General features: G+C 72.9%; 24 protein-coding genes. 4 read left to right on the forward strand and 20 right to left on the reverse strand.

The genetic code is table 11. The annotated features are described in order from the left end of the window. Positions 1–15 precede the first annotated feature (15 nt). The 7 genes from ACOJV7_RS14365 to ACOJV7_RS14395 form a co-directional block, all read right to left on the reverse strand. The gene (locus tag ACOJV7_RS14365; protein WP_420190906.1) at positions 16–2,409 is read right to left on the reverse strand and encodes a [protein-PII] uridylyltransferase; all 2,394 of its coding nucleotides are present in this window, start codon (positions 2,407–2,409) and stop codon (positions 16–18) included. A 153-nt stretch (positions 2,410–2,562) separates the two neighbouring features. Further along, on the reverse strand, positions 2,563–2,901 hold the full coding sequence (locus ACOJV7_RS14370; RefSeq protein ID WP_420190907.1) for a P-II family nitrogen regulator: 339 nt from the start codon (positions 2,899–2,901) through the stop codon (positions 2,563–2,565). Beyond that, positions 2,898–4,331, reverse strand: a complete 1,434-nt coding sequence (locus tag ACOJV7_RS14375; RefSeq protein ID WP_420190908.1) for an ammonium transporter — start codon at positions 4,329–4,331, stop codon at positions 2,898–2,900. Before ACOJV7_RS14375 ends, ACOJV7_RS14370 begins: the two co-directional genes overlap by 4 nt. 268 nt (positions 4,332–4,599) lie before the next feature. Further along, positions 4,600–5,265 carry a maleylpyruvate isomerase N-terminal domain-containing protein gene (locus ACOJV7_RS14380; protein WP_420190909.1) on the reverse strand — a complete coding sequence of 222 codons (666 nt, stop codon included), beginning with the start codon at positions 5,263–5,265 and terminating at the stop codon, positions 4,600–4,602. A 2-nt stretch (positions 5,266–5,267) separates the two neighbouring features. After that, positions 5,268–6,470, reverse strand: a complete 1,203-nt coding sequence (gene ftsY / locus ACOJV7_RS14385) for a signal recognition particle-docking protein FtsY (RefSeq protein ID WP_420190910.1) — start codon at positions 6,468–6,470, stop codon at positions 5,268–5,270. A 22-nt stretch (positions 6,471–6,492) separates the two neighbouring features. After that, on the reverse strand, positions 6,493–8,454 hold the full coding sequence (locus tag ACOJV7_RS14390) for a M13 family metallopeptidase (RefSeq protein WP_420190911.1): 1,962 nt from the start codon (positions 8,452–8,454) through the stop codon (positions 6,493–6,495). Continuing rightward, entirely contained in the window at positions 8,454–8,777 is a 324-nt protein-coding gene (locus tag ACOJV7_RS14395) for a hypothetical protein (protein WP_420190912.1), read from the reverse strand. The genes ACOJV7_RS14390 and ACOJV7_RS14395 overlap by 1 nt, the downstream gene beginning before the upstream one ends. A gap of 99 nt (positions 8,778–8,876) precedes the next feature. Between ACOJV7_RS14395 and lepB the strand changes: the two genes are divergently transcribed. After that, positions 8,877–9,584, forward strand: a complete 708-nt coding sequence (gene lepB, locus ACOJV7_RS14400) for a signal peptidase I (protein WP_420190913.1) — start codon at positions 8,877–8,879, stop codon at positions 9,582–9,584. Between the two features lie 50 nt (positions 9,585–9,634). Here the strand turns inward: lepB and smc are convergent, their stop codons facing one another. The 3 genes from smc to ACOJV7_RS14415 form a co-directional block, all read right to left on the reverse strand. Then, on the reverse strand, positions 9,635–13,210 hold the full coding sequence (gene smc, locus ACOJV7_RS14405; protein ID WP_420190914.1) for a chromosome segregation protein SMC: 3,576 nt from the start codon (positions 13,208–13,210) through the stop codon (positions 9,635–9,637). 158 nt (positions 13,211–13,368) lie between these two features. After that, the gene (locus tag ACOJV7_RS14410; RefSeq protein ID WP_420190915.1) at positions 13,369–13,656 is read right to left on the reverse strand and encodes a chorismate mutase; all 288 of its coding nucleotides are present in this window, start codon (positions 13,654–13,656) and stop codon (positions 13,369–13,371) included. An 83-nt stretch (positions 13,657–13,739) separates the two neighbouring features. Beyond that, positions 13,740–14,063, reverse strand: coding sequence for an acylphosphatase (locus ACOJV7_RS14415; protein ID WP_420190916.1), 324 nt, complete (start codon positions 14,061–14,063; stop codon positions 13,740–13,742). A gap of 71 nt (positions 14,064–14,134) precedes the next feature. Between ACOJV7_RS14415 and ACOJV7_RS14420 the strand changes: the two genes are divergently transcribed. Beyond that, complete coding sequence (locus tag ACOJV7_RS14420) at positions 14,135–16,090, forward strand: acyltransferase family protein (protein ID WP_420190917.1); 1,956 nt, start codon at positions 14,135–14,137, stop codon at positions 16,088–16,090. Next, positions 16,087–16,542, forward strand: coding sequence for a DUF1801 domain-containing protein (locus tag ACOJV7_RS14425; RefSeq protein WP_420190918.1), 456 nt, complete (start codon positions 16,087–16,089; stop codon positions 16,540–16,542). Before ACOJV7_RS14420 ends, ACOJV7_RS14425 begins: the two co-directional genes overlap by 4 nt. On the opposite strand, the gene mutM is transcribed toward ACOJV7_RS14425, so the two are convergent. The 9 genes from mutM to ACOJV7_RS14470 form a co-directional block, all read right to left on the reverse strand. Continuing rightward, positions 16,484–17,386 (reverse strand): bifunctional DNA-formamidopyrimidine glycosylase/DNA-(apurinic or apyrimidinic site) lyase, encoded by a 903-nt coding sequence (mutM, locus tag ACOJV7_RS14430; RefSeq protein ID WP_420190919.1) that lies wholly within the window; start codon positions 17,384–17,386, stop codon positions 16,484–16,486. The two genes, ACOJV7_RS14425 and mutM, sit on opposite strands and share 59 nt — an antisense overlap. 17 nt (positions 17,387–17,403) lie before the next feature. Next, entirely contained in the window at positions 17,404–18,177 is a 774-nt protein-coding gene (rnc, locus tag ACOJV7_RS14435; RefSeq protein WP_420190920.1) for a ribonuclease III, read from the reverse strand. A 10-nt stretch (positions 18,178–18,187) separates the two neighbouring features. Further along, complete coding sequence (rpmF, locus tag ACOJV7_RS14440; protein WP_035946591.1) at positions 18,188–18,382, reverse strand: 50S ribosomal protein L32; 195 nt, start codon at positions 18,380–18,382, stop codon at positions 18,188–18,190. Position 18,383: 1 nt separating this feature from the next. Further along, the gene (locus tag ACOJV7_RS14445) at positions 18,384–18,965 is read right to left on the reverse strand and encodes a YceD family protein (RefSeq protein WP_420190921.1); all 582 of its coding nucleotides are present in this window, start codon (positions 18,963–18,965) and stop codon (positions 18,384–18,386) included. Between the two features lie 211 nt (positions 18,966–19,176). After that, on the reverse strand, positions 19,177–19,677 hold the full coding sequence (gene coaD, locus ACOJV7_RS14450) for a pantetheine-phosphate adenylyltransferase (protein WP_420190922.1): 501 nt from the start codon (positions 19,675–19,677) through the stop codon (positions 19,177–19,179). Positions 19,678–19,753: 76 nt separating this feature from the next. Then, complete coding sequence (locus ACOJV7_RS14455) at positions 19,754–20,386, reverse strand: hemerythrin domain-containing protein (RefSeq protein ID WP_420190923.1); 633 nt, start codon at positions 20,384–20,386, stop codon at positions 19,754–19,756. Positions 20,387–20,423: 37 nt separating this feature from the next. After that, on the reverse strand, positions 20,424–20,981 hold the full coding sequence (gene rsmD / locus ACOJV7_RS14460; RefSeq protein ID WP_420190924.1) for a 16S rRNA (guanine(966)-N(2))-methyltransferase RsmD: 558 nt from the start codon (positions 20,979–20,981) through the stop codon (positions 20,424–20,426). 1 nt (position 20,982) lies between these two features. Continuing rightward, positions 20,983–23,211, reverse strand: a complete 2,229-nt coding sequence (locus tag ACOJV7_RS14465) for an ATP-dependent DNA helicase RecG (protein WP_420190925.1) — start codon at positions 23,209–23,211, stop codon at positions 20,983–20,985. A gap of 4 nt (positions 23,212–23,215) precedes the next feature. Continuing rightward, entirely contained in the window at positions 23,216–24,913 is a 1,698-nt protein-coding gene (locus ACOJV7_RS14470; RefSeq protein WP_420190926.1) for a DAK2 domain-containing protein, read from the reverse strand. A 170-nt stretch (positions 24,914–25,083) separates the two neighbouring features. Between ACOJV7_RS14470 and rpmB the strand changes: the two genes are divergently transcribed. After that, complete coding sequence (gene rpmB / locus ACOJV7_RS14475) at positions 25,084–25,278, forward strand: 50S ribosomal protein L28 (protein ID WP_009778186.1); 195 nt, start codon at positions 25,084–25,086, stop codon at positions 25,276–25,278. 207 nt (positions 25,279–25,485) lie between these two features. On the opposite strand, the gene thiL is transcribed toward rpmB, so the two are convergent. After that, positions 25,486–26,526 carry a thiamine-phosphate kinase gene (gene thiL, locus ACOJV7_RS14480; RefSeq protein ID WP_420190927.1) on the reverse strand — a complete coding sequence of 347 codons (1,041 nt, stop codon included), beginning with the start codon at positions 26,524–26,526 and terminating at the stop codon, positions 25,486–25,488. Positions 26,527–26,570 lie beyond the last annotated feature (44 nt).

The raw sequence follows: 26,570 nt of genomic DNA on the forward strand, positions 1-26,570 counted from the left end.
CGAGGAGCGTGGTGGTCAGCTGCTCCCGTCGCACGTGTCGATGACGACGGCGACGACCTGCGCCACCTTGGCCGGGCCCAAGGGGCGACCCGAGAAGTCGGTGACATAGAACGTGTCGAGGGTCTGGCCGGCATACGTCGCGATGTGCGCGGAGCGCACGGAGACACCCGTCTTCGCGAGGGCCATCCCGAGCTCGTGCAGGAGCCCCGGGCGGTCCTCGGCGCGAACCTCGAGCACGGTGGCGTCGTCGCTCGCCCCCGGGACGACGAGCGCGCGCGGCTGCCCGGGGGTGCCGATCGTCGACTCACGGCTGGGACGCGCGGCGAACTGGCGACGCCGGTCGAGCAGCCCGAGAGGCCCCCGGTCGCCGGTGGAGAGGCGGGCCAGTCCGCGGTGCAGCCGGTCGTGCTCGGGCTCGTTGCCGCTCGGGGACTCGACGTGCCACTCGTTGACGGCGACCCCGTCCACGGTGCGCAGGATCGCCGTCCGCACGACGAGTCCCTCGGCGGCGAGCAGGCCGGCGGTGTCGGCGAAGAGCCCGAGCCGGTCCCGGTCGGCGATGTCGATCCGGTACGACCCGCCGTGCGAGACGACCTCGACGTGCGGCTCCCCCGTCGCGAGCGCGCGCACGAGGTGCTCGGGCAGGGAGCCCTGGCCCACGTCCGCGGGCGGCGCGGCCGGGCTGGCAGCGACGGTCGACCCGCTCGCGTCGAGACGGGCGCGCACCTCGGTGGCGAGCTGCGCGAGCAGGGCGGCGCGCCAGTCGGTCCACGCCTTCGGGCCGGCGGCGACGGCGTCCGCCTCGGTGAGGGCCAGGAGGAGGTCGAAGCGGTCGCGGTCCCCACCGACGGCGGCCACCGCCGCGTCGATGGTGCGGGGGTCCGAGTGGTCGCGACGGGTGGCGAGCTCGATGAGGGTGAGGTGCTCGCGGACGAGCGCGGTGACGACCTCGACGTCGGCCTCGGGGTGCCCGAGCCGGCGCATGACGGCCTCGGCGATCGGCGCTCCCGCGGCGGAGTGGTCGTGGGCTCCCGGCACCTTGCCGATGTCGTGCAGGAGCGCTGCGAGCAGGAGCAGGTCGGCGCGGCCGACCCCGCGCACGAGACCGGTGGCGTGGACGACGGTCTCGATGAGGTGCCGGTCGACGGTGTGGCGGTGGACAGCGTTGCGCTGCGGGCGCGACCGCACCGCGGCCCACTCGGGCAGCCAGCGCTCGATGACGCCCTGCTGGTCGAGCCCCTCCCAGACGGTGACGAGGCCCGGCCCGGCGGCGAGCAGGTCGCTGAAGAGCCCGCGGGCCAGCGGTGTCCACGGCGTCGGCAGGTCGGCACAGCGCGTGGCGAGGTTCTCGAGGGTCGTGGGCGAGATCGGCAGGTTGGCGCGGGCGGCGACGACGGCGGCGCGCAGCGGCAGGTGTGGATCGGACCCGGACGTGCGACCGGCGCCGAGGACGACCTCGCCGTCGCTCTCGAAGAGGCCGTAGCCGAGCGGCGCCATCTGTGGCCGGCGCGGCCCGACGCGCAGCACGCGGGCACGCTGCGACTGGCCGGCGCGGCGGACGGTGCCGTCGAGGGCGTAGGCGATGGCGCGCCCGGCGTCGGACACGTCGGCGAGCAGGTCGTCGGGGTCGCCGTAGCCGAGCAGGGCCGCGACGGCGTCGTGGTCCTCGCGACCGAGCCGGTCGCGCCCGCGGCCCGTGACGACGTGGACCGCGTCGCGGACGTCGAGCAACAGCCCGTATGCCGTGTCGACCTCACCACGCGGTCGGTCCGCGAGCCAGGCCTCGGCGAGGGCGCTGAGGATCGTCATGTCGCGCAGGCCGCCGTGGGCCTCCTTGAGCTCGGGCTCGATCGACTGGGCAAGGTCACCGTGGCGGTGGTGGCGCACGGCGATCGCCTCGGTGAGCTGCGGCAGCCGCTTGCGGGCGTGGGCCCGCCAGTCGTGGCTCACCGTCGCGCGGGCAGCGGCGACGACCTCGGCGTCACCGGCGACGGGGGCGATGTCGAGGAGACCGACGGCGGCAGTGAGGTCGTCGGCGGCGACGGTGCGGCACTGGTTGACGGTGCGGACGCTGTGGTCGAGCCTGACTCCGGCGTCCCAGATCGGGTACCAGATGCGGTCGGCGAGGCGGGTGACCTCGTCAGCCGAGAGGGTCCGGCCGTAGTGGAGGAGGACGAGGTCGTAGTCCGAGAGCGGGCCGGCGTCACCGCGCCCGACGCTGCCGACAGCGGCCAGGGCGACCCCCTCGACCCGTTGCCCCCGGACCGCCTCGTCCCAGAGCTCGCCGAGCCACTGCTCGTTGAACTCGGCCAGCCGGCGACGGCGCTCGGTGCCCGAGCCGGCCTGCTCGAAGGCCCGCGTCCCCGCGAGGTCGAGCCGGCGGGCGGCCACGTCGGCGATGTCGGTCATGCGATTTCCTCCCCTGGATGTGGTGTCTCTGGTCGGCCGGTCACACCATTCCCGCCCGAAGTGGGATCCGGTCACTGCGAGTGGGGACGGTTCCCCTGTGCAGTGCACCGAACCCACTCCGGGCGGGAAAGGAGGGGCGGTCGGGTGCGGCCCTCAGATGGCGTCCGAGCCGCGTTCTCCCGTGCGGACGCGGACCACGTCCTCGACGGGCTGGATCCAGATCTTCCCGTCGCCGATCCGGCCCGTCTGGGCCGACTTGAGGACGACGTCGGCGACGCTGGTGGCGTCCATGTCGTCGACGAGCACCTCGAGGCGGATCTTCGGGACGAAGTCCACGGTGTACTCGGCGCCGCGGTAGACCTCGCTGTGACCGCGCTGGCGGCCGTATCCGGACGCCTCGCTGATGGTCATGCCCGAGATGCCGTAGGCCTCGAGGGCCTCCTTCACCGCGTCCAGCTGGTGGGGCTTGATGATGGCGGTGATGAGCTTCATGCCTTGACTCCTTCGGAGGTGAGCTCGTCGGCGTGACGGGCGTCGGTCTGCGGTCCGGTCGAGGTGACACCGAGGCGTCCACCGCGGGCCACGAGGTCGTAGCCGGACTCGGCGTGCTCGGACTGGTCGATGCCGGCGACCTCGTCGTCGTCGCTGACCCGCCATCCGACGGTCGCCTTGAGGGCGAGGCCGATGACCGCCGTGACGATCGCCGAGAAGACGAGCGACGCGAGGGCGATGACGACCTGGACGACGAGCTGGCGGGCGCCGTCACCGTAGAACAGGCCACCCTCGGTGGCGAGCAGGCCGGCACCGACGGTGCCCCAGAGGCCGGCGACGAGGTGGACGCCGACGACGTCGAGCGAGTCGTCGTAGCCGAAGCGGAACTTGAGGCCGACCGCGAGGGCCGCGAGCGCACCGGCCACGGCGCCGAGGACGATCGAGCCGACCGGGGAGAGCGCACCACAGGCCGGGGTGATGGCGACGAGACCGGCGACGACACCCGAGGCGGCGCCGACCGAGGTGGCGTGGCCGTCACGGACCTTCTCCACGACGAGCCAGCCGAGGATCGCCGCACAGGTCGCGACGGTCGTGTTGACCCACACGAGGCTCGAGAGGCCGTCGGCGGCGAGCTCGGAGCCGGCGTTGAACCCGAACCAGCCGAACCACAGCAGACCGGCGCCGAGCATGACGAGCGGGACGTTGTGCGGGCGCATCGCGGTCTTGCCGAAGCCGAGGCGCTTGCCGACGATGAGGGCGAGGACGAGGCCGGCGATACCGGCGTTGATGTGGACGACCGTGCCACCGGCGAAGTCGATCGGCAGCACGTTCGCCACGCCGTCGGTGGCGCCGAAGAGCTTGGCCGACAGCCCGTCGGCGGAACCGCTGAGCAGGCCGCCTCCCCACACCATGTGGGCGACCGGGAAGTAGGCGAGGGTGACCCACAGCCCGGTGAAGAGCAGCCAGGTCGAGAACTTGGCGCGGTCGGCGATGGCACCGCTGATGAGGGCGACGGTGATGATCGCGAAGGTCAGCTGGAACCCGACGAAGAGCACCTCGGGGATCCACACGTCCGCGCCGAACACGTCGATGATCGCCGTGCCGTTCGCGTCGACCGTGGCGCCGGCCGCGTCACCGACGACTCCCTTGAGTCCGAAGTTCTCGAACGGGTTGCCGATGATGCCGCCGATGTTGCTGCCACCGAAGGACATCGAGTAGCCCCACAGCACGTAGACGACACCGACGACGCCCATGGCGCCGAACGACATCATCATCATGTTGAGGACGGACTTGGCGCGCGTCATGCCGCCGTAGAAGAGGGCGAGGCCGGGCGTCATCAGCAGGACCAGGGAGGCGCAGATGAGGACGAAGGCCGTCGCCGATGCGTCGATTGCGGGCTCGGCCGCGACGGGGAGGAGAGTTGGGCTCATGGGGAAGGAGTCTGGAAGCCCGCCGTTTCACCTCGCCTCGCCTCGTGTTACAGCCACGTTGCACGTCGCCGCCGCGCGTAAGAAGTGTGTTTCACGCCCGTATGCCGTCCGCCCACCTCGGCGCTCGCGCTCCCCGGCCCACCCGGTGACGGCACGTCCCGCGTGAGGTGGCGCTCCGGCATACGAGGAGTCGCGGATCCGACCTCACGGAGGTGGGTGATGACCCGGATCTCCGACACCCCCGGGGGCAACGACCGCCCGGCGGACCCTAGAAGGCCGAGACGTCGCCGCCCGATCGCTGCGGACGGCTGAGCGCGCGGACGAGCGCGACCTGCCCGTGGCGGGAGAGCGAGACGTGGACGAGCAGGTCGAGCACCGCCTCGACGACGAGCGGGTCGTGCTCGGGGGTGGGCAGGCCCACGCTGGCCGCGAGGTCGTCGCCGTGCACGACCATCTCCATCATCCGGGTCGTGGCGAAGTCCGGCGTCGCCAGCGACCAGCCCTGCCACGGGATGTGGACGACGTCCGGGTCGCGCGGCCGGGCGAGTGCCTCGGGCAGCTCCGCCAGTGCCTGCCGCGCGCCCGCGACCACGGCTTCATGACCGGCGGCCGCGGCCGCGTTGTCCTTCTCGTCCTGGTCCGGGTCGGTCTCGCCGTCGCGTGAGGCGGCGACCCACGGAGCCTGCGAGTAGTGGTCGAGCAGCCCGATGACCGGCGCGTCTCCGGGGGCCGGCACGCGCAGGCCGCGCACGATGTGCCCCGTCTGGGCGAGCAGGTGGTGGGCCAGCCCGCCGACGGTCATCCCCGAGCACGCGCTGTCGCGCTCCCACGCGTCGCGCACCTCGGCGTGCGCGGCGAGGTCGATGCTCGCGCGGGTGGAGGCCACGAGGGCGTCGGTGAGCCGGGCGCGGTCGTGCAGCGCAGCGACAGCCATCGTCAGTCGAGAATCGCGTCGACGAAGCCCTCGGGGTCGAACGGCGCGAGGTCGTCGGGACCCTCGCCGAGCCCGATGAGCTTGACGGGCACGCCCAGCTTGCGCTGGACGGCGACGACGATGCCGCCCTTGGCGGTGCCGTCGAGCTTGGTGAGGACGATGCCGGTGATACCGACGACCTGGCTGAAGACCTCGGCCTGGCGCAGGCCGTTCTGGCCGGTCGTGGCGTCGAGCACGAGGAGGACCTCGTCGATCGGGCTCTGCTTCTCGATGACGCGCTTGACCTTGCCGAGCTCGTCCATGAGCCCGACCTTGTTGTGCAGGCGGCCGGCCGTGTCGACGATGACGACGTCCGCCTCCATCTCGGCGGCGCCCTTGACGGCGTCGAAGGCGACGGCCGCCGGGTCGGCGCCCTCGCGGTCGGAGCGCACCGTCGGCACGCCCACGCGTTCGCCCCACGTCTGCAGCTGGTCCGCGGCCGCGGCCCGGAAGGTGTCGGCGGCGCCGAGGACGACGTCCTTGTCCTCGGCGACGAGGACGCGGGCGAGCTTGCCGACGGTCGTCGTCTTGCCGGTGCCGTTGACTCCGACGACGAGGACGACCGCGGGGCGGCCGTCGACGCGCGACGAGGCGACCGTTCGGTCCATCGAGGGGTCGACGAGCGCGACGAGCTCCTCGCGCAGCCAGCCGCGCACCGCGGCCTCGTCGGCGTTCCCCGCGACCTTGACCTTGGTGCGCAGGGAGTCGACGAGCTCGGTCGTGGCCTCGACGCCGAGGTCGGCGGTGAGGAGGGTGTCCTCGACGTCCTCCCAGGCCTGCTCGTCGAGGTCGCCGCGCGAGAGGAGGGCGAGCAGGCCCTGGCCGAGGGCGGAGTTGGAGCGGGCGAGGCGGGCACGCAGACGCTGGAGGCGCGTCTGCGGCGCCTCGGGCCGCTCGACCTCGGGGACCGTGACCGGCGGGAGGGTCTCGTCGACCGTGCCCTCGTCGGTCGGTGCGGGCAGCGTGTCGACGGACCCCTCGGGCCGGTCGTCACGCTCCTCGTCGGCCGTCGGGGCCGGCGCGGACGGCGTCGTCGGACGCTCTCGCGGCAGCTCCTTGGTCGCCCCACCCCTCCCCCGGAGGAAGGTGGCGGCGAGCCCGCCGAGGACGACCAGCAGGCCGATCGCGACGGCGAGGAATTCCCAGAAGGTGTCGATGGCACTCACGTCGCCATCCTCGCACCCGGGATCAGAAGATGCGGACCCGCTCGTCCTCGGGCACCCACATGCCGTCGCCGGGCTGGACGTCGAAGGCCTCGTGGAACTCGACGAGGTTGCGCACGGCGTTGGCGCGCAGGTCCATCGGCGCGTGGGGGTCGATCGCGAGCAGCCTCACGGCCTCGGCCTCGCGCGCCATCCCGCACCACACCTGGGCCCACCCGAAGAAGAACCGCTGGTCGCCGGTGAGGTCGTCGAGAACCGGGGCCTCGCTCCCCTCGGTCGAGATCCGGTATGCCGCGTGCCCGATCGTGAGCCCGCCGAGGTCGCCGATGTTCTCGCCGACCGTGAGCGCGCCGTTGACCTTGTGGCCGGGGGCGTCACGCGACTCGAGCTCGTCGAACTGGGCGATGAGGCGCTGCGCCCGGCCGTCGAAGTTCGCGCGGTCGCTGTCGGTCCACCAGTTGCGCAGGTTGCCGTCGCCGTCGTACTGCGACCCCTGGTCGTCGAACCCGTGGCCGATCTCGTGGCCGATGACCGCGCCGATGCCGCCGTAGTTGACCGCATCGTCGGCCTCGACGTCGAAGAACGGCGGCTGGAGGATGGCTGCCGGGAAGACGATCTCGTTGAGCCCGGGGTTGTAGTAGGCGTTGACCGTCTGCGGCGTCATGAACCACTCGTCGCGGTCCACCGGGCCGCCGAGCTTGGCGAGGTTGCGGTCGACCTCGAAGGCCGAGGCCCGGGCCACGTTGCCGACGAGGTCACCGGCGTCGACCTCGAGCGTGGAGTAGTCGCGCCACGTCTCGGGGTAGCCGATCTTGGGGGTGAACGACTCGAGCTTGGCCAGCGCCTCGCGGCGGGTCTCCAGACCCATCCACTCGAGGCCGAGGAAGTCGCGCCGGAACGCCTCGACGAGGTTGTCGACGAGCTCGACCATCCGCTCCTTGGCGTGCGGCGGGAAGTGCTGCTCGACGTAGAGCTGCCCGACGGCCTCACCGAGGGCGTCCTCGACGAGCCCGACACCGCGCTTCCAGCGGTCACGGATCTGCGGGACCCCCGAGAGCGTGCGCCCGTAGAAGTCGAAGTTCTCGGCGACCACCGCGTCGGCGAGGTAGGCCGCGAGCGCGTGGACGACGCGCCAGCGCAGCCAGTCCTGCCACACGGCGATGTCGACCTCGGCGAGCGCGGCCGCGATGGACCGGAGGTGGTCGGGCTGGCGGGCGATGACCTGGTCGAAGGCCCGCTCGGGCGCTTGCGCGCCCACGAGGTATGCCGTCCAGTCGACTCCCGGCGTGAGCTCCTCGAGCTCCTGCCGGTCGACGAGGGTGTAGGTCTTCACGGCGTCCCGGTTGGCGACCTGGTCCCAGTGCGAGGCGGCGATGCGAGTCTCGAGGTCGACGATCCGCTCCGCGGCAGCGGAGGCCGCCTCCCCGGCATACACGCCGGTGAGGGTGAGCATGCGCGCGACGTGACCGGGGTAGGCGCCACGGATGGCGGCGTGCTGCGGGTCGCGGTAGTAGGCCTCGTCGGGGAGGCCGATGCCGGCCTGCTCGAGGTAGACGACGTAGCGGGTCGAGTCGCGGTCGTCGGTGTTGACGATCGGGTGGACGAGCCCGTCGACGCCCGCGCGCAGGAAGCGGCCGAGCACGGACATGACGTCGCTCGGTGTCTTCACCTCGTCGATGGCGGAGAGCAGCGGCGCGAGCGGCGTCGCGCCCAGCTCCTCGATGCGCTCCTCGTCCATGAAGGAGGTGTAGAGGTCACCGACCTTGCGGGCGACGGTGCCGGACTCGGGGTTGCCCGCGGCGACGCCGGTGATGATGTCGCGCACGTGCTCCTCGGCGCTCTCGCGGAGGCGGTCGAAGCTGCCGTAGCGGCCACGGTCGGCCGGCATCTCGGTGCGGGCGACCCACCCACCGTTGACGTGCCCGAAGAGGTCGTCCTGTGGCCGGACCGCGGCGTCGCCAGCGGACCGGTCGATCCCCGAGCGCATCAGGAGCGCGCGCCGGCGTCGGCCGGGGTCGGGGTGTCGGCGTTCACGGCGTCGGCGGACGCCTCTGTGGCCGGCGCGGTGGCCGGCGCGATCGCCTGAGCGGTCGCGGCACCGGCCGAGGACGCGTCGACGGAGGACGCGTCGTCCCCACGCTCGAGGCGCTGGCGGGCCGACTGCTGGCGCTCCTTGAGCGCGATGACGACCTCCTCGCCCTTGGGAGTGAGGACTCCACGGCCGTCCCGGCGCGCGGGGATCGCGACGAGGGCGACGACGGCGAGGGCGAGGGCGACACAGACGAGCATGCCGAGAATGAGCGCGACCATGTCCCAAGGGTGTCCTAGTGGACCCCCGCAGACAAAACGACACCCCGCCCCCGTGGACGCCGGCGCGCATCGGGCATCCCTACCGCGTAGGCTCGGCGAGTGACCGTGACGACCGCGCAGGAGGCCGCCGGGCGTCGCCGTCGCAGGCTTCCCGTCGGCGTCGAGGTCATCCTCGCCGTCGTCGTCGTGGCGCTGGTCCAGGGGTTCGTCGTCAAGCCGTTCGGGGTCCCGTCGCAGTCGATGGAGCAGACGCTGCGCATCGGCGACCGCATCGTCGTCGACCGCACCGACGGCACCGTGGAGCGCGGCGACATCGTCGTCTTCGCCCATGGTGAGACGTGGCAGGAGACCCGGCTCCGTCCCACCGGCAACGTGCTCACCGACAGCATCCGCAGGGTCGGCGACCTCACCGGCATCGGCCCGTCGAGCACCGCCTACACCGTCAAGCGGGTCATCGGCATGCCCGGTGACCGGGTCCGCTGCTGCGACAGCTCGGGCCGGGTCCTCGTCGAGGGCGACCCGCTCGAGGAGGGCTACCTCTTCGAGGACCACACCTTCCGCTCCCCCGAGCTCACCTGCGACACGACGCCTCGGTCCTCGCGGTGCTTCCCCGAGATCCGGGTGCCGTCCGACCGCCTCCTCGTCCTCGGCGACCACCGCTCGCAGTCTGCGGACTCGGTCGCGAGCTGCCGGGGCGGGACGGAGGCCGAGGGGTGCGCGCGGTTCGTCCCGATGAACCGCGTTGTCGGCCCGGTCGTCTTCCGGATCTGGCCGCTGGACACCTTCGGTCGCGTCAACGCCGACTGACCGCTGCCGTTCCCACCGGGACGCGGCCGGCTCGCGGTGCCGCCGTCCGCTCAGGCGGTGGCGGCGACGTCGCGGATGCGCTGCGAGACGACCGTCGTGATGCCGTCACCGCGCATGCTCACGCCGTAGAGGGCGTCGGCGATCTCCATCGTCTTCTTCTGGTGGGTGATGACGATGAGCTGGCTGCTGGCACGCAGCTCCTCGAAGAGGGTGATGAGGCGGCCGAGGTTGGTGTCGTCGAGGGCGGCCTCGACCTCGTCCATGATGTAGAACGGGCTCGGCCGCGCCTTGAAGATCGCGACGAGCAGGGCCACCGCGACGAGCGAGCGCTCGCCACCGGAGAGCAGCGAGAGCCGCTTGACCTTCTTGCCCGGCGGACGCGCCTCGACCTCGATGCCGGTGGTGAGCATGTCGCTCGGGTCGGTGAGGACGAGCTGTCCGGAACCTCCGGGGAAGAGCCGCTGGAACACGCGCTCGAACTGCTCGGCGGTGTCGTGGTAGGCCTGCGTGAAGACCTGCTCGACCCGCTCGTCGACCTCCTTGACGATGTCGAGGAGGTCGCGCTTGGACTTCTTGAGGTCCTCGAGCTGCTCGACGAGGAACTTGTGACGCTCCTCGAGTGCCGCGAACTCCTCGAGGGCGAGCGGGTTGACCCGGCCCAGCGCCGAGAGGCCACGCTCGGCCTTGCGCAGCCGCTTCTCCTGCTCGTCGCGCACGAACGCCGACGGCATCGGCACGTCGCCCTCGTGGTCGGGTCCGGCGAGGAACGGGATCGGCTGATGGGGGCCGTAGTCCTCCATGAGGACGTCGGGGTCCATGCCGAGCTCCTCGACGGCCTTGGCCTGGAGCTGCTCGATGCGGGCGACCTGGCGGGCCCGGGCGACCTCGTCGCGGTGGGCGGAGTCGGTGAGCTCGCGCAGCTCGTCCTGGTGGGTGCCCATCTCCTCGCGCAGCCCTCGCACGACCGTGTCGCGACGGGTGCGCTCGGCCTCGGCCTCGTCGCGCAGGCGAGCAGCGCGCACGAGGGCGGTGGCCATCCTCTCGGTGGCGTAGGCCGCGGCCTGGCTCACCGCATCGGCGATGGAGGCCTCGCGGCGGCGGCGCTCCTGACGCTGGCGGAGCTTCTCGCGGGCCTGGATCTCGTTGCGGGCAGCGCCCTCGAGCGAGTCGGCACGGCCCTTGAGCGAGCGGGCCCGCTCCTCCTTGGTGCGCAGGGTGAGCCGCAGCTCGGTCTCGGCGGTGCGGGCGCGGCTCGCGGCGAGCTCCAGGGCGTCGCGCTCGTCGGTCGAGGGCTCCTCGGACTCGGTCGGCTCGGCGCTGGCCTCGTCGAGGCGAGCGGACAGGGCCGTGAGCTCGAGCCGGTCGGCCTCGAGGGCCGCCTCGGCGTCGGCGATCGTGCGCTCGGTGCGCTCGACCTCGGAGCGGCTCGACCGGATCGTCGACTGGAGCCCCCCGAGCTGCTCGGCGACGGCGGCCATGCGGGCGTCGCTGTCGTGCAGGGCCTCGAGGGCGGCCTCGACGCGCTGGGTCACCGTCGAGGCCTTCTCGCGCTCGGTGACGAGGGCGAAACGTGCCTGCTCACCCCGGGTCGTCGCGGTGGTGACGGCGGTCTGCGCATCCTCGAGCGCCGACTGGATCTCGAGGAGGGACTGGCCACCGCTCGAGCCACCGCGCACCCACCCGGGGGCATAGACGTCGCCGTCCTCGGTCACCGCGGTGATGCCGTCGCCGCGGGCGACGAGGGCGAGGGCGTGCTCGGCACTGGGCACGAGGGCCACGAGGTCGAGGAGCTGGTCGACGGCGGGACGCACCGACGCGGGCGCGTCGACGACGTCTCGCGCCCAGACGGCCGAGCCGTCGAGGGCCGGCCACGACCCGCGGTCGGACGGGGCTGCGGTGTCGCCCACGAGGAGGGTGGCGCGGCCCTGGTCGTCGGAGCGGAGCGTGGCGACGGCGCGGGCGGCGTCCTGCGCGGTGCCGACGGCAAGCGCCTCGGAGGCCCACCCGAGCGCTGCGGCGACCGCGCCCTCGTGCCCACCGGTCACCTGGAGCAGTGAGGCGACGGTGCCGACGATGCCATGACCGGTGTCGCCGGACTCGGAGGCGGCGAGCAGGGCGGCGGCGCCGTCCTTGCGGCGCAGGCTGAGCTCGAGCGCCTCCACGCGGGCAGCGGCGGACGCCCGGTCACGCTCGGCCTCCCGCTCGACGTCCTCGAGCTCGGCGATCCGGGTCTCGACGGTGGCGAGCTCCTCGGCGGCGGTCTCGTAGGCGCTGTCGAGCCCCTCCTCGCCCTCCTCGTCGTTGGCCACGGTGCCCTCGAGCCGGGCGAACTCCCTCTCGGCCTCGGAGGCACGAGCGAGCGAGGCCTCGATGATGCCGCGCAACCGCCCGATCTCGGCCTCTCCGGCCTCGATCCGGCTGCGCCTGGCACCGACCTGGCCGGCGAGCTTGGCCAGCCCTTCGCGACGGTCGGCAGCAGCGCGAGCCAGACGCGACAGGCGTTGCTGCTCACCGGCATACGCGCTCTCGGCCTCTTCGCGGGCGGTGACGGCGGCGGCGAGCTGCTCGGCGGCGGTGGCGACCTCGGCGAGGAGCTTCTGCTCGGCCTCGCGGGCCTGGGCCGCCTGGGCGCGCAGCTCCTCCGGGTCGCGGCCCGAGGTCGCCTCGTCGACGTCGTCCTGGCCGAGCAGGCGCACCCGCTCGCGGGCGACGGAGGCGGTGGACTCGAGCCGGTCGCGCAGCGACTGGAGGCGGACGAAGCGGTCCTGCGCGCGGCCGAGCTCGGGGGCGGCGTCGGCAGCCTGGCGCTCGACCTCGGTGATGCGCGAGCGCAGCTCCCCCAGGGCGTTCTCGACGGCGGTGCGGCGCTCGATGAGCGCGGTCTCGTCGGCGACCTCCTGCTCGAGCGTCGAGGTGAGCTGGACGAGGTCGTCGGCGACGAGCCGCAGCCGCGCGTCGCGCGCCTCGGCCTGGATGACGGCGGCCCTGCGCGCCGCCTCGGCCTGGCGACCGAGCGGGCCGAGCTGGCGGCGGATCTCGCCGGTGAGGTCGTGGACGCGGGTGAGATTGGCCTCCATCGCGTCGAGCTTGCGCAGCGCCCGCTCCTTGCGCTTGCGGTGCTTGAGGACGCCCGCGGCCTCCTCGATGAAGCCGCGGCGCTCCTCGGGGGTCGCGCGCAGGACCGCGTCGAGCTGGCCCTGGCCGACGATGACGTGCATCTCGCGGCCGATGCCGCTGTCGGAGAGGAGCTCCTGGATGTCGAGGAGGCGGCTGGGGGTGCCGTTGATGGCGTACTCGGAGCCGCCGTTGCGGAACATCGTCCGAGTGATCGTCACCTCGGTGTAGTCGATGGGCAGCGCACCGTCGGTGTTGTCGATCGTCAGGCTCACCTCGGCCCGGCCGAGCGGCGGGCGGCCGGCGGTTCCGGCGAAGATGACGTCCTCCATCTTGCCGCCGCGCAGGCTCTTGGCGCCCTGCTCCCCCATGACCCAGGCGAGCGCGTCGACGACGTTGGACTTGCCGGAGCCGTTGGGGCCGACGATGCACGTGATGCCGGGCTCGAGACGCATGGTCGTGGCCGAGGCGAAGGACTTGAACCCCTTGAGGGTCAGGCTCTTGACGTACACGCGGTGGCTCTCGGTTCTTCTGGGGGCATCGGGACGGGATCGACGCCGTCACTGTACCGGCGCGCACCCCGCCCGCCGGGGACGCGAGAACCGAGCTGCGTTGCCTGTGACGGGTGGGGCTGCTGGGGCTGGCGCCCGGTCTGATGGGCCCGGTGGCGTCAGCCCTTGGCGATCGACTCGTGGTGGTGGATGACCTCGGCGATGACGAAGTTGATGAACTTCTCGGCGAACTCGGGATCGAGGCCGCTCTCGTCCGCCAGCGCCCGCAGGCGGGCGATCTGCCGCTCCTCACGGGCCGGGTCGGCGGGCGGCAGCCCCTCGGTGGCCTTGAGCTCGCCCACCTGCTGGGTGCACTTGAACCGCTCGGCGAGCAGGTGCACGAGGGCCGCGTCGATGTTGTCGATGCTCGAGCGGAGGCGGGCCAGCTCCGGGGGGACGTCGCTCATCGCCCCATCGTAGGAATGCCCCCCATGCGCAGACCCGTCGTCCCACGACCCGGTATGCCGTTCGCCCACCACCGCGTCCCTGCTCACCTCTCGACGAAGCCGCTGACGTCGGGCCGGGGCTCGCTCTCGAGCGGCGTCGAGACCGAGGCGACGGCGCCGGGGCGGTGCGTCGTCGACGGCTGCTCCGAGAGGAGGCGCACGAGCCGGTCGACGGCACCGCGTGGTCCCTGTGCGACGACCTCGACCCGGCCGTCGGCCGTGTTGCGCGCGTGGCCGGACAGCCCGAGCTCGAGCGCGCGGGCGCGGGTCCACCAGCGGAAGCCCACACCCTGCACCTGGCCTCGCACGTTGAGGGTGACGCGGACGGGCTGCATCCCGTCGGCGCCGGGGTCGAGGCTCGTCTCCATGGCGCCGATCGTAGGTCGCTCTCCCAGCGCGCCTCCACGCCCCTGTCGGTGCACGTCCATAGCCTGAGGGCATGAGCGTGGAGAGCCCTTCGCTCGGGCCCGGGGCCGCGACCTCCGCACCCCCGCCCGGGAGCGCGGCGACGCGCCCGCGGGGACGGCTGCCGGGTCTCGACGGGCTGCGCGCCGCGGCGATCGTCGCGGTCCTCGTCTTCCACCTCGACCCGCGCTGGCTCCCCGGCGGGTTCCTCGGGGTCGACGTCTTCTTCGTCATCTCCGGCTTCCTCATCACGACCCTGCTCGTGCGCGAGCACGCCCGCGAGGGCCGCGTCGACCTGCGCGGGTTCTGGACCCGGCGGGCGAGGCGACTGCTGCCGGCGCTGCTCGTCCTCGTCCCGAGCGTCATCCTGCTCGCCCGCCTCGTCGAGGGGGACCTCCTCGTGGGCATCGGCCGCCAGGCCCTCGGCGCGCTCACCTTCACGAGCAACTGGCTGGAGATCGCCGCCGGCTCCGACTACTTCCACAGCACCGCCCCCCAGCTCCTCATGAACCTGTGGTCGCTCGCGGTCGAGGAGCAGTTCTACCTCGTGTGGCCGCTCGTCGCCCTGGCCCTGCTCCGCCTCGCGCCGTCGTCGCGCGCCCGGGCCGGGGTCGCGGTCGGGCTCGCGCTGGGCTCGGCGGTGCTCATGGCGGTCCGCTACGACCCCGAGCTCGGCGCCACCCGCGTCTACTACGGCACCGACACCCACCTCATGGGCCTCATGCTCGGCGCCGCGCTCGCCTTCGCCTGGGCCGCCCCTCACCGGGCGTGGACCTCGACCGCGCAGTGGCAGCGTGCGCGCGTGCCCGTCGTGGCGGCCTCGGGCCTCGTCCTCGTCGCCCTCGTGGCCCTGCTCGACGAGGCGACGCCCTTCACCTTCCGCGGCGGCATCCTGCTCGCGTCGCTCGCGACGAGCGTCCTCGTCCTCGCGGTCGTCGAGCGTCCGTCCCCGCTGCGCTCGGTCCTCGACGCCCCGTTGCTGCGATGGGTCGGTGAGCGCTCCTACGGCCTCTACCTCTGGCACTGGCCGGTCATCCTCATCGTCGAGGCCGACCTCCCGTGGGCCGAGCGCTCCGCCGACGGCTACCTCTGGTCGCGGCTGTGGTGCGTCGTCGTCACGGTGGCCCTCGCCGACCTCTCCTACCGTCTCGTCGAGTCGCCCGTCCGTCGCCGCGGCTTCCGGGGCACGGCTCGCCACGCACTCCACACGATCCGGTATGCCGGCACCCGCACCGCCCGCATCGTGTGGACGAGCGTGGCCGTCCTCGCCGTCGTGCTCACCGCGGTCATGCTCACCGCCCCGACGCGCACGCGCGTCGAGCAGCTCCTCGACGCCAACGCGGCCGCCGCCCGGGTGGCGCCGTCGGCGAACGCGTCGACGCCCGGAACCGCCGGTGGTGCGACGCCGTCGCCGCAGCCCTCGGGCGGCGCGCAGCCGGCGACCGGCAGGGTGGCCCAGACCTGGGCGATGCCCGCCGGCACCGAGATCGACGGCGTCGGCGACTCGATGATGGTCGGCAGCGTCCATGCCCTGCGCTACTACTTCCCCGGCATCCGCATGGACGCCCGCTCCAACCGCCAGTGGGCCGAAGGGCTCTCGGTCGTCAAGGCGCGTGGCGCGAGCGCCCGCCGCGCCGTCGTCCTCGCGCTCGGCACCAACGCCGGGACCGACATCGACAAGGCGCGCGCCACGCTCGACGCCCTCGGCCCCGACCGCATGGTCGTCCTCGTCACCCTGCACGGCCGGATCAACCGCATCGCCTCCGACAACGCGGCGCTCGAGGAGCTCGCCAAGGGGCGCGACAACGTCGCCGTCGCCGACTGGGACGCCGCCCTGGAGGGCACGAGCGGCCAGCTCCAGTCCGACGGCATCCACCCCTCGCTCAAGGGCGCCCACCTCTACGCCCAGACGATCCGGCAGGCGTTCGCGGACCTGAGCGAACGGCATACGGGCAAGGCCGTGACGCTCAAGGAGCTCCCGCTGCCATGACGAGCGCTTCCCCACCCGACCACGGCGACCGCCTGACGTTCCCGGTCGCGGGCGACGTCGAGGAGCACCTGCGGAGCGTCGAGCCCGCGGCCCGGCGCCACGACGCCCTCGCGGTCGTCGACCTCATGCGCGAGGTGACCGGCGCCGAGCCGGTGCTGTGGGGCACGTCGATCGTCGGGTTCGGCCGTCAGCCCTACACCACCGCAGACGGCAAGGAGCGCGAGTGGTTCGCCGTCGGGCTCGCCGCACGCAAGGCCGCGCTCACCCTCTACGGCCTCACGTTCTACGGATCGCACGCCGACGTGCTCGGGCGGCTCGGCCCACACACGACCGGCAAGGGCTGCCTCTACCTCAAGCGTCTCGCCGACGTCGACGAGACGGTCCTGCGCGAGCTCATCGCCCTGTCCTGGTCCGAGAACCACGCGGGCGGGGCTGGCACCGAGGGCAGCTGAACGACGACCGGTTCATGAACTGGTCGCGCCGGATCGCGGTGCCGCATCGGTCGCACGGCTCGCCCTCCTGACCGTAGGCGTGGAGGGAGCGGTCGAAGTAGCCGGACGCGCCGTTGACGTTGACGTAGAGCGCGTCGAAGCTCGTCCCGCCCTCGAGCAGGGCCGCGGCCATCACGTCGCGGGCGTGGTCGAGGATGCGCGAGATCGCGGGCTTGGTGAGGCTGCTGCCGGGGCGCTCGCCGTGGACCTTCGCCCGCCACAGGGCCTCGTCGGCATAGATGTTGCCGATGCCCGACACGACGCCCTGGTGCAGGAGCATCCGCTTGACGGCGCTGTCGCTCGCCTTGATCCGCCGGACCACGGCCGCCTGGTCGTAGGCTTCCTCGAACGGGTCGGGGGCGATGTGCCGGATCTGGTGCGGCACCCCGTCGTCACCGAGGTCGTCGAGGGCGAACCCGCCGAAGGTGCGCTGGTCGACGAAGCGCAGCTCGGGGTCGCCGTCGGCGAAGGTGAAGCGCGCATGCAGGTGCTTCTCGTCCGGAGCGTCGGAGGCCTCGACGAGCAGCTGGCCGCTCATCCCGAGGTGGGCGATGAGGCCGATGGGCGCCACTGGCTCACGGTCGGCCTCATCGCGCACCTCGGCGAGGACGAGCCAGAGGTACTTGCCACGCCGCCGCGCCTCGACGACGGTCGAGCCGCTGACGCGGCCGGCGAGGTCCGCAGGGCCGGGCACGTGCCGCCGGGCCACGCGGGCGCCGGTGAAGGAGGCCGCGGTGATGCGGCGGCCGACGATGTGGTCTGCGAGACCGCGTCGGACGACCTCGACCTCGGGCAGCTCGGGCACGGGCGGTCAGCGGGTCGTCAGGAGAGGTCGGGCAGCGGCGCGGTCGAGAGGCCGTCGCCGTGCCGCTCCCGGAGGGTCTGCCACGCGGTCGCGGCGGCCTGCTGCTCGGCGTCCTTCTTCGTGCGGCCGCTGCCGGTGCCGTGCACGACACCGTCGACGAGGACCTGCGCCGTGAAGGTCTTGGAGTGCTCGGGGCCCTCCTCCTCGACGGCGTACTCGACGGGGCCGGCGGAGTGCAGGGCGCAGATCTCCTGCAGGCTCGTCTTCCAGTCCAGACCCGCGCCGAGCGTGGCCGACCGCGCCATGAGGGGGTCGAGAAGGTGGTGGACGAGCTCGCTCGCGGCCGCCATGCCGGCGCTGGAGTAGGTCGCACCGATGACGGCCTCGACGGTGTCGGCGAGGATCGAGTCCTTGTCGCGGCCACCGGTCGACTCCTCGCCCCGCCCGAGCAGGAGGTAGTCGCCGAGCCCGAGGGTGCGGCCGACCGCAGCCAGGGCCCTCATGTTGACGACAGCGGCCCGCAGCTTGGCGAGCTGGCCCTCGGTGAGGTCCGGGTGCGTCGTGTAGAGGGTGTCGGTGACGACGAGCCCGAGCACCGAGTCCCCGAGGAACTCGAGGCGCTCGTTGTGCGGGACGCCACCGGCCTCGTAGGCGTACGAACGGTGGGTCAGGGCACGACCGAGCAGCGCCTCGTCGATGTCCCCACCGGTCACCTCGTGGAGGTGCTGGTGGAGCTCACCGACGGGGCGCCGCGGCGTCAGGGCCGCAGGGCCCTGCGAGCCCCTCCCCATGAGGGTGGGCTCAGCCCTGGTGCTCGGTGCGCTCGGCCACGCCGTACTGGCGGCCGTTGTAGCTCCCGCACGACGGGCACGCCACGTGCGGCTGCGTCGGGGCCTTGCACTGCGGGCACGTGGTCAGGGTGACCGGCGTCGCCTTCCAGTTGGCACGGCGCGAGCGGGTGTTGGAGCGCGACATCTTCCGCTTCGGAACGGCCACGTCAAGTCCTATCTGAAGTCTGCGTCGTGGTCGGCTCGGACGCGAGGTCCGTGAGAGCCGCCCACCTGGGGTCGATCACGTCATGTGCGTGGTCCGGGTCCTCCGCGAGGTGCATCCCACACTCGGAACACAGCCCCGGGCAGTCCGGGCGACACACGGGCTGGAACGGCAGTGCTGGCACCACCGCATCCCGGAGCACCGGCTCGAGGTCGATGAGACCGTCCTCGATGAGGTACTCCTCGGCTGCATCCTCGTCGCCCACCTCCTGGTGGTGGGCGTTGCGATCGGCGTAGGCGAACAGCTCCTGGAACCTGGCATCCACATCGTGGCTCACCGGGTCCAGGCACCGCACGCAGGCGCCGGTCGCCGTGCCTTGGACCGAACCGGTGACCAGGACGCCCTCGACGACGGACTCGAGCCGCACGTCGACGTCCAAGGGCTCCCCCTCGGTGACGCGCAGCACCTCCGTGCCGAAATCGGCTGGTGCCCCGACCTCGCGGACAAGCTCCGCCATCGAGCCGGGTCGCCGGCCGACCTCCTTGGTGTCGAGCACCAGAGGAGACCGAGGATCGAGACGGTTCATTGCCCTTTGCCTTGGTCGGGTGGTTCAGTCCGTCGTCACGGCTGACGCAGACCGAAGATCAAAGGTACCGGAGGTGCGCCGCCTGCCCAAATGCTGTCGGTATGCCGGCCCATGCAGAGCATGGGACCCGCGCCCACGTTGCCGGGACCGCCGCGCTCCTCGCCCTCGTCAGCGGTGGCAGGAGCGGTCAGGTGCCCCGGCTCAGCCCGGCTCAGCCCCGGCCCGCCACGCGCTCGGTGAGGGCTGCGTGGACGACGTCCGGGACGAGCCCGGCGACGTCTCCCCCGAAGCGGGCAACCTCCTTGACGAGCGAGCTCGACACGTGCTCGAACTCGGGCGCCCCGGGCAGGAAGACGGTCTCGACGCCGGTGAGGTGCCGGTTCATGAGCGCCATCGGCAGCTCGTAGGCGAAGTCGGTCCCACCCCGCAGGCCCTTGACGATGACCTCGGCTCCGACCTCGCGGCAGACGTCCACGAGCAGCGTGCCCGCGAAGGCCTCGACGCGCACGTGGTCCGAGACCGAGTCCGGGAGCGAGCTCTCGATGAAGCCGATCCGCTCCTCGACGGTGAAGGTGCCGCTCTTGGCCGGGTTGTGCAGGACGGCGACGACGACCTCGTCGTAGAGCGCCGCCGCCCGGACGAGCACGTCGACGTGCCCCATCGTGATCGGGTCGAACGACCCCGGACAGACGGCCCGCCTCGTGTTGCTCACGCGCGTCACCCTACTGACAGGGCACGGCCCCGGGCGCTCGGCGCGCGCCCGGGGCCGTGGAGTCTCGGCGAGGGTGTCAGCCCTTCGCCTCCTGCTTGGAGGCCTCCTCGACCTCCTTGGCCTTCTCCTTGGCCTCGTCCTTGATCTCGTCGGCCTTCTCGCGCGCCTCCGGTGCGGCGAGCACGCCCTCCTTCTCCGCGCGCGAGACGAGCGCCTGAACCTGCTCGAGGCTCGCGCAGCCCTGCTCGAGCAGCTCGTTGCGCCGGGTCGTCCAGGCCACGCCGAGCTCCTCGCGCGCATCGATCGACACGTCCTCGCGAGCCGGGTTGAGGATCGTCTGCTCCTCCTCGTTGGCGTGGTGGTTGAGGACGGTCGCGAGCTCCTCGAGCGCGGTGTCGTACTTCTCGGTGTCGGTCCCCTTGGCCTCGAGGAAGGCCACCAGCGCCTCGTTGATCTCGGCGTGCTCCTCCTCGCCGTGCTCCTTCTCGTGCTCGCCGATGGCACCCTTGCGCTTCAAGGTCGGGTAGACCTTCTCCTCCTCGCTCTCGCCGTGGGCGACGATGAGCTCGGCGAGGGCCTCGCGGGCTGCGGCGCGGTCGGAGTCGTTGCGGCGGCACTCGCGGATGAGGTCCTCGAACTGCCGGTGGTCGGCCAGGATGAGGTCGAGGACGTCACCGCGGGTCGGACGGGGGATCTCGTAGTCGGTCATGCAGCCATCTTGGCTGACCAGCGGCACGTTCGGGGTGCTAGGAGCCGGACCGGACGGCATACCAGAGGATGGTCTCGCCGTAGGCCTTGCGACGCTCCGGCTCGAGGCCATCGGGCCACGTCGGCTCGGGCGAGCGCTTCGAGCGCTCGACGACGACGAGGGCGTTCTCGGCGAGCCAGCCGCGGGCGACGAGCGCCTCGAGGTCGCCGCCGAGGGCCGTCTCGGCGAGGTCGTAGGGCGGGTCGAGGAAGACGAGGTCGAGTGGGTGCGCAGCCCCGGCGAGGGCGGAGGAGACCGTCGTCGGCAGCACGGCCACACGCAGCCCGAGCCGCCCGGCGTTGTCGCGGATGACCGCGGCCGCGGCCCGGTCGGACTCGACGAGCGTCACCTCGGCCGCGCCGCGGCTGGCGGACTCGAGACCGAGGGCGCCGGAGCCGGCATACAGGTCCATGACGTGGGCGCCCGCGAGGGCGTCGCGCGCCTCGAGGGCCGAGAAGAGCGCCTCGCGGACCCGGTCGCTCGTGGGGCGGGTGCCGCGGCCGCCGGGGGTCTTCAGCTCGCGGCCGCCTGCCGTGCCGGCGATGATCCTCGTCATCTCATCCTCGTTCCAGGTAGGCCGCCTGCTCGGCGTCGACGCGCGCCGAGACGAGCGCCGCGAGCCGTGGGTGGGCGGACAGGTCGGCGTCCTCGCTGACGACCTCGAGGGCGTCCTCTCGCGCCGCCTCGATGAGCTCCTCGTCCTCGAGGACGTGGAGGAACTGCAGCTGGCTGCGCACGCCGTGCTGCGAGGAGCCGAGGATGTCGCCCTCGCGGCGCTGCCGCAGGTCGATGCGGGACAGCTCGAAGCCGTCGGTCGTCGCCGCGACGGCGTCGAGCCGCTCGTGCGGTGCCTCGCCGACGCCGGGGTGGACGAGCAGGCAGAGCCCCGGCAGCCCGCCACGACCGACGCGACCACGCAGCTGGTGGAGCTGGGAGACGCCGAAGCGGTCGGCGTCCATGACGACCATGACGCTGGCGTTGGGGACGTCGACGCCGACCTCGATGACGGTCGTCGAGACGAGGACGTCGATGTCGCCGGCGGCGAAGTCGCGCATGACCGCGTCCTTCTCCTCGGCGGCGAGGCGCCCGTGGAGGATCTCGACGCGCAGTCCCGCGAGCGCGGGGTTGGCGACGAGGTCGGCGTGAACGCGGTGGACCGAGGCGAGCGGTCGCGGCGGTGGGGCTTCGTCCTCGCCGGGCTCGTCGTGGCCTCCGTCGTCACCGTGGTCGTCGCCGTCGTCTCCGCCCACGCCGCTGCTGGGGTCGGCGTCGAAGATCTCGGTGTCGGCGTCGGGTTCGTCGTCGTCGCCGATGCGGGGGCACACGACGTAGGCCTGACGCCCCTGCGCCACCTCCTCGGCGACGCGCACCCACGTGCGCTGCAGCCAGCCCGGCCGGTCCTCCGGGACGACGTGCGTCGTGATCGGGGCGCGCCCGGCGGGGAGCTCGCTCAGCGTCGAGGTCTCCATGTCGCCGAAGACGGTCATCGCCACAGTGCGCGGGATCGGGGTCGCCGTCATGACGAGGACGTGCGGCGGGTGCGTCGCCTTGCCGCGCAGGGCGTCGCGCTGCTCGACACCGAAGCGGTGCTGCTCGTCGACGACGACGAGGGCGAGGTCCTGGAAGCTCACGTGCTCCTGGATGAGGGCGTGCGTCCCGACGACGATGCCGGCGTCGCCGCTCGCGATGTCGAGCAGCGCCTTGCGACGCGAGGCGGTCGGCATGCTGCCGGTGAGGAGAGTGACGCGGGTGCCGATCTCGCTGCCGCCGAGCATCCCGCCCTCGGCGAGGTCGCCGAGCATCGCCCCGATCGAGCGGTGGTGCTGGGCAGCGAGGACCTCGGTCGGCGCGAGCAGGGCCGCCTGCCCGCCCGCGTCGACGGCGGTGAGCATGGCCCGGAGCGCGACGACCGTCTTGCCCGAGCCCACCTCGCCCTGGAGCAGGCGGTGCATCGGGACGTCCCTGGCCATCTCGGCGGTGAGGGTCTCGCCGACGTCGCGCTGGCCCGTGGTGAGCTCGAAGGGCAGCCGCGCGTCGAAGGCGTCGAGCAGCCCGCCGGGCCGCGGGACGCGGGCGAGCGTGGACTCCTGTGACTGCCGGGCCCGACGCTGCGCGAGCGCGACCTGGAGGACGAAGGCCTCTTCGTAGGACATGCGGCGGCGCGCCGCCGTCACCTCCTTCATCGACGTCGGGGTGTGGATGCCGCGCAGGGCCGAGGTGCGGTCCATGAGGTCGCGGCGGTCGAGCACCTGCTCGGGGATCGCCTCGGGCGTCTCGTCGAGGAGGTCGAGGACCATCCGGACGCACTCGGTGACCGTCCACGTGTGGAGGTTGCCCACGGCGCGGTAGATCGGGATGAGGTCGCGGCGCTCCCCCCGGTCGAAATCGCTGAGCAGCGAGTAGCCGGGGTGGGCGAGCTGGAGCCGGTTGTTGAACGCCGAGACCTTGCCGGCGAAGAGGGCGCGCGTGCCTGGGAGCAGCTTGCCCTCGTGGCCGTGCGCCGAGAAGAAGGTGATCTCGAGGTCCTTGGTGCCGTCGGTGATGACGGCTTGCAGCATGCGACCGCGGCGTGCCTTCATGGTCCGCGTCGTCGCCGACTTCACCTCGGCGACGGCGACGATGTAGGAGCCGACCGTGGCGGCGGCGAGGTTGCTCTCCGGCGACTGGTAGCGGCGGGGCCAGTAGCCCAGGAGGTCGCCGACGGTCGTGATGTCGCGGGCGGTCCTGAACTTCGTCGCCTCCCGCTTGCCGAGGACCTTGCTCAGCGGGGTGGACTCCGAGTACACCGGTCTACTCCACCCCCAGGAGCAGCGGATAGACCTGCTGGCCGCCGTCGATCCGCACGACCTCGACCTCCGCGTGGTTCCTGGCGAGGTGGGCCGCGACCGCGTCGACGAGCGCCTCGTCGGCGTCGACGCCCGAGACGAGCGTGACAAGCTCACCTCCGCCGGAGAGCAGCCGGTCCAGCACCTCGTTGGCGGTGGCGGACAGGTCGTCGCCAATGAGCGCGACGTCGCCGCTGACGATGCCGAGGACGTCGCCGACGGCGACGGGGCCGGCCCAGGTGAGCACCTCGCGCGAGGCGATCGAGACGGCGCCGTGCCGGGTCGAGACCGCGGCGCCGGTCATGGCGATGGCGTTCTCGCGCAGACCCCGGTCGAAGTCGACGACGGCGAGCGCTGCCAGGCCCTGGACGGCGGTGCGGGCCGGGACGATGGCGGTGACGAGGCCGTCCTCCTCGGCGGCGCGGCACGCGACCTCGGCCGCCATGAGCGTGTCCTTGTCGTTGGGCAGCACGACGACGGAGGCGGCGCCGGTGTCACGGATGGCGGCGAGGAGCTGCCCGGCCGACGCGCGGGCGCCGGGTGCGCTCGGCACGACGCGCGCGCCGGCGTCCTCGAGGATCGCGGCCATGCCGGGGCCGGCGGCGCACGCGACGACCGCGAACTTCTGCGGTTCCTTGGCCGCCACCTGCGTCGCGAAGTGCGTGACCTTGACGCGGTGCGGTCGTCCGGCCGCGATACCGGCCTCGATCGCGGCGCCGACGTCGTCGACGTGGACGTGGACGTTCCACAGCTCGGGACCGCCGACGACGAGCAGCGAGTCGCCGAGCCCGTCGAGGGTCGCCGTCAGCTGCGCCACCCGCTCGGTGTCGCTGCCGTCGAGCAGGAACATCACCTCGAACGCCGGCCCGTCGATCCCGACGGGCAGCGCGTCGAGAGGGTCCTCCCCGTGAGGACGCCGAGTCGTGACGCCGCCCTCCCCCGCCGGCGTGGTGTGGTGCCACGAGGCGCGCGGGAGGAGGAGGTCGTCGGTCGCCTGCTGGAGCGTGCCCTCGTCGGTCCACGCCCCGGTGAGCGCGCGGTGCAGGGCCTCGACCATGAGCAGACACCCGGCGCCGCCGGCGTCGACGACGCCGGCCTGCGCGAGCGACGGCAGCTGATCGGGCGTCCGGGCCAGCGCCTCCTCGGCGGCGGAGACGGCCGCAGCGGCGACCGCGACCGCGTCACCACCGCCGTCGGCACTCTGCCGTGCGGCCTCCGCGAGCGCGTCGGCGACGCTGAGGATCGTGCCCTCCTGCGGGTGCGCGACGCTGGCGCGGGCCATCTCGGCGCCGCGCGTCACCGCTCGCGCGAGCGCCGGGCCGTCGAGCTCGGTGTGCCCCTCCTCGACGACGACGGCGGTCACGCCGGCGACGATCTGGCTGACGATGACCCCCGAGTTGCCCCGCGCCGACATGAGCAGGGCCCGCGACAGCGTGCGGGCCTCGTCGACGAGTGAGGCGGTGCCGAGGATGCCGCGCTCGCCGTGCTCGCGTCGCACCTCGCCCAAGGCGGCGTCCATCGTGAGGTAGAGGTTGGTGCCGGTGTCCCCGTCGGGCACGGGGAAGACGTTGAGGTCGTCGATCTCGGTGCGCCGTGCGGCGAAGGCGGCTCGCGTCAGGGCACCCCAGAGACGGGCTGCGTCGGCATCGAGGACGGCTGGCACGGTGGCAGGCTATCGGGCGGCTCCGACGCGTTTTGGAGCCACACCCGAACTCGGCTACGCTTGGACGGTTCCGCGTGAGCCCCGCCCGGGGCGGACACCGGAAAACCTCGACCTGAGACGGCTGGCGATCCAGCCGTTTCGTATGACACCTGACTTCAAGGAGATCCACCGTGGCTGCCAACTGCGATGTCTGCGGCAAGGGACCCGGCTTCGGCCACAGCATCTCGCACTCGCACCGCCGCACCAAGCGTCGCTGGAACCCGAACATCCAGCGCGTGAAGGCTCTCGTCGGCGACAAGGGCGTGACCCCGAAGCGTCTCAACGTCTGCACCTCCTGCCTCAAGGCCGGCAAGGTCAAGCGCTGACCCCCTAGCTCGACTGTCGAGAGGGCGCCCTCCGGACTTCCGGACGGCGCCCTCTCGCATGCCCGGGACCGGTCTGAGCCCGGGCCCGCGCCCCTTCGGGTGGGAACCTCGCACGTCGCGGCACAACGGTTCCCACCCGACGTGCGACCAACCCACTTCAGGCGGAAAAGTCGGGACGGGTGGGGCGGGGCGGATCGAGTATGCCGGTCAGCCGGCGAAGTGGTCCCAGCCGGTCACGCTCGGCACGGCTCCACCGACGGTGAGCCGCGGCCCCTCGGCGCCGGCCTCGACGACCCGGCCGACGAGGGTCCAGGGCGCGTGCCGGTCGTCGGGCACGCCACCCTCGGGGAAGGTCGCGAGCAGCGAGTGCTCCTCGCCGCCCGAGAGCACCTCGCGCCACCCGGCCTCCGCGCCCAGGGCGAGCTCGACCGGCCCGGCGAGGAACTCCCCCCGCAGGACCTCCTCGTCGAGCGCGAGCTCGACCCCGCTCGCGGCGGCGATCCGGCCGCCGTCGCGGACGAGCCCGTCGGAGACGTCGATCATCGACGTCGCCCCGGCCACTGCGGCCGCGACACCGGCCTCGAGGGGCGGCCACGGCGTCCGGTGGAACCACATGAGCAGTGAGGCGGCGGCGTCGACCCGGGCGAGCGGACGGCTGTGGGCGGGGTCCGCCATCGGGTCCTCCGCTCCCCCGGCATACAGTGCGAGACCGGCGCCGGACCACCCGAGCGAGCCGCAGACGGCGACGACGTCTCCGGGACGCGCGCCCGAGCGCAGCACCGGCGGACGGCCCTCGAGGTCTCCGAACGCGGTGACCGCCACGACGACGACCCCCGCCGGCGCCGACGACAGGTCGCCGCCGACGACGGGGCACCCGGCGTTCTCGGCGGCGTCGGCGATCCCGCGCGTGAGGTCGAGGACCCAGTCGATCTCGGTGTCCGGGTCCGCGGCGACCGAGACGAGCAGCCCGGTCGGCACGGCCCCCATCGCCGCGACGTCGGCGACGTTCTGCGCCACGACCTTGGTGCCGACGTCGTGGCCGGTCGACCAGTCGTCGCGCCAATCGCGGCCGCGGACCATCGTGTCGGTGGTGACGACGACCGAGGCGCCGGTGGACAGGACCGCCGCGTCGTCGCCGGGCGGCACGACGACGCCCGAGGCGGCGTGCGGGCTCGACGCGAAGAGGGGCAGGATCCGCCCGAGCAGGCCGGACTCGCTCACCGAGCCGATCGTCGTGTCCGCGACCACACCGCCACCTCCTGAGCACCCGAGACGCGTGAACTCCCGGCACG

The organism is Knoellia tibetensis, assembly GCF_048606415.1.
Classification (GTDB): domain Bacteria; phylum Actinomycetota; class Actinomycetes; order Actinomycetales; family Dermatophilaceae; genus Knoellia; species Knoellia tibetensis.

Bases quoted from the DNA above. Each gene is read 5' to 3' on its own strand.
- ACOJV7_RS14365 (WP_420190906.1), bottom strand. From the start codon at position 2,409: ATGACCGACATCGCCGACGTGGCCGCCCGCCGGCTCGACCTCGCGGGG.
- ACOJV7_RS14370 (WP_420190907.1), bottom strand. From the start codon at position 2,901: ATGAAGCTCATCACCGCCATCATCAAGCCCCACCAGCTGGACGCGGTG.
- ACOJV7_RS14375 (WP_420190908.1), bottom strand. From the start codon at position 4,331: ATGAGCCCAACTCTCCTCCCCGTCGCGGCCGAGCCCGCAATCGACGCA.
- ACOJV7_RS14380 (WP_420190909.1), bottom strand. From the start codon at position 5,265: ATGGCTGTCGCTGCGCTGCACGACCGCGCCCGGCTCACCGACGCCCTC.
- ACOJV7_RS14390 (WP_420190911.1), bottom strand. From the start codon at position 8,454: ATGCGCTCGGGGATCGACCGGTCCGCTGGCGACGCCGCGGTCCGGCCA.
- ACOJV7_RS14395 (WP_420190912.1), bottom strand. From the start codon at position 8,777: ATGGTCGCGCTCATTCTCGGCATGCTCGTCTGTGTCGCCCTCGCCCTC.
- ACOJV7_RS14410 (WP_420190915.1), bottom strand. From the start codon at position 13,656: ATGAGCGACGTCCCCCCGGAGCTGGCCCGCCTCCGCTCGAGCATCGAC.
- ACOJV7_RS14415 (WP_420190916.1), bottom strand. From the start codon at position 14,063: ATGGAGACGAGCCTCGACCCCGGCGCCGACGGGATGCAGCCCGTCCGC.
- ACOJV7_RS14420 (WP_420190917.1), top strand. From the start codon at position 14,135: ATGAGCGTGGAGAGCCCTTCGCTCGGGCCCGGGGCCGCGACCTCCGCA.
- ACOJV7_RS14425 (WP_420190918.1), top strand. From the start codon at position 16,087: ATGACGAGCGCTTCCCCACCCGACCACGGCGACCGCCTGACGTTCCCG.
- rnc (WP_420190920.1), bottom strand. From the start codon at position 18,177: ATGGGGAGGGGCTCGCAGGGCCCTGCGGCCCTGACGCCGCGGCGCCCC.
- ACOJV7_RS14445 (WP_420190921.1), bottom strand. From the start codon at position 18,965: ATGAACCGTCTCGATCCTCGGTCTCCTCTGGTGCTCGACACCAAGGAG.
- ACOJV7_RS14455 (WP_420190923.1), bottom strand. From the start codon at position 20,386: ATGACCGACTACGAGATCCCCCGTCCGACCCGCGGTGACGTCCTCGAC.
- rsmD (WP_420190924.1), bottom strand. From the start codon at position 20,981: ATGACGAGGATCATCGCCGGCACGGCAGGCGGCCGCGAGCTGAAGACC.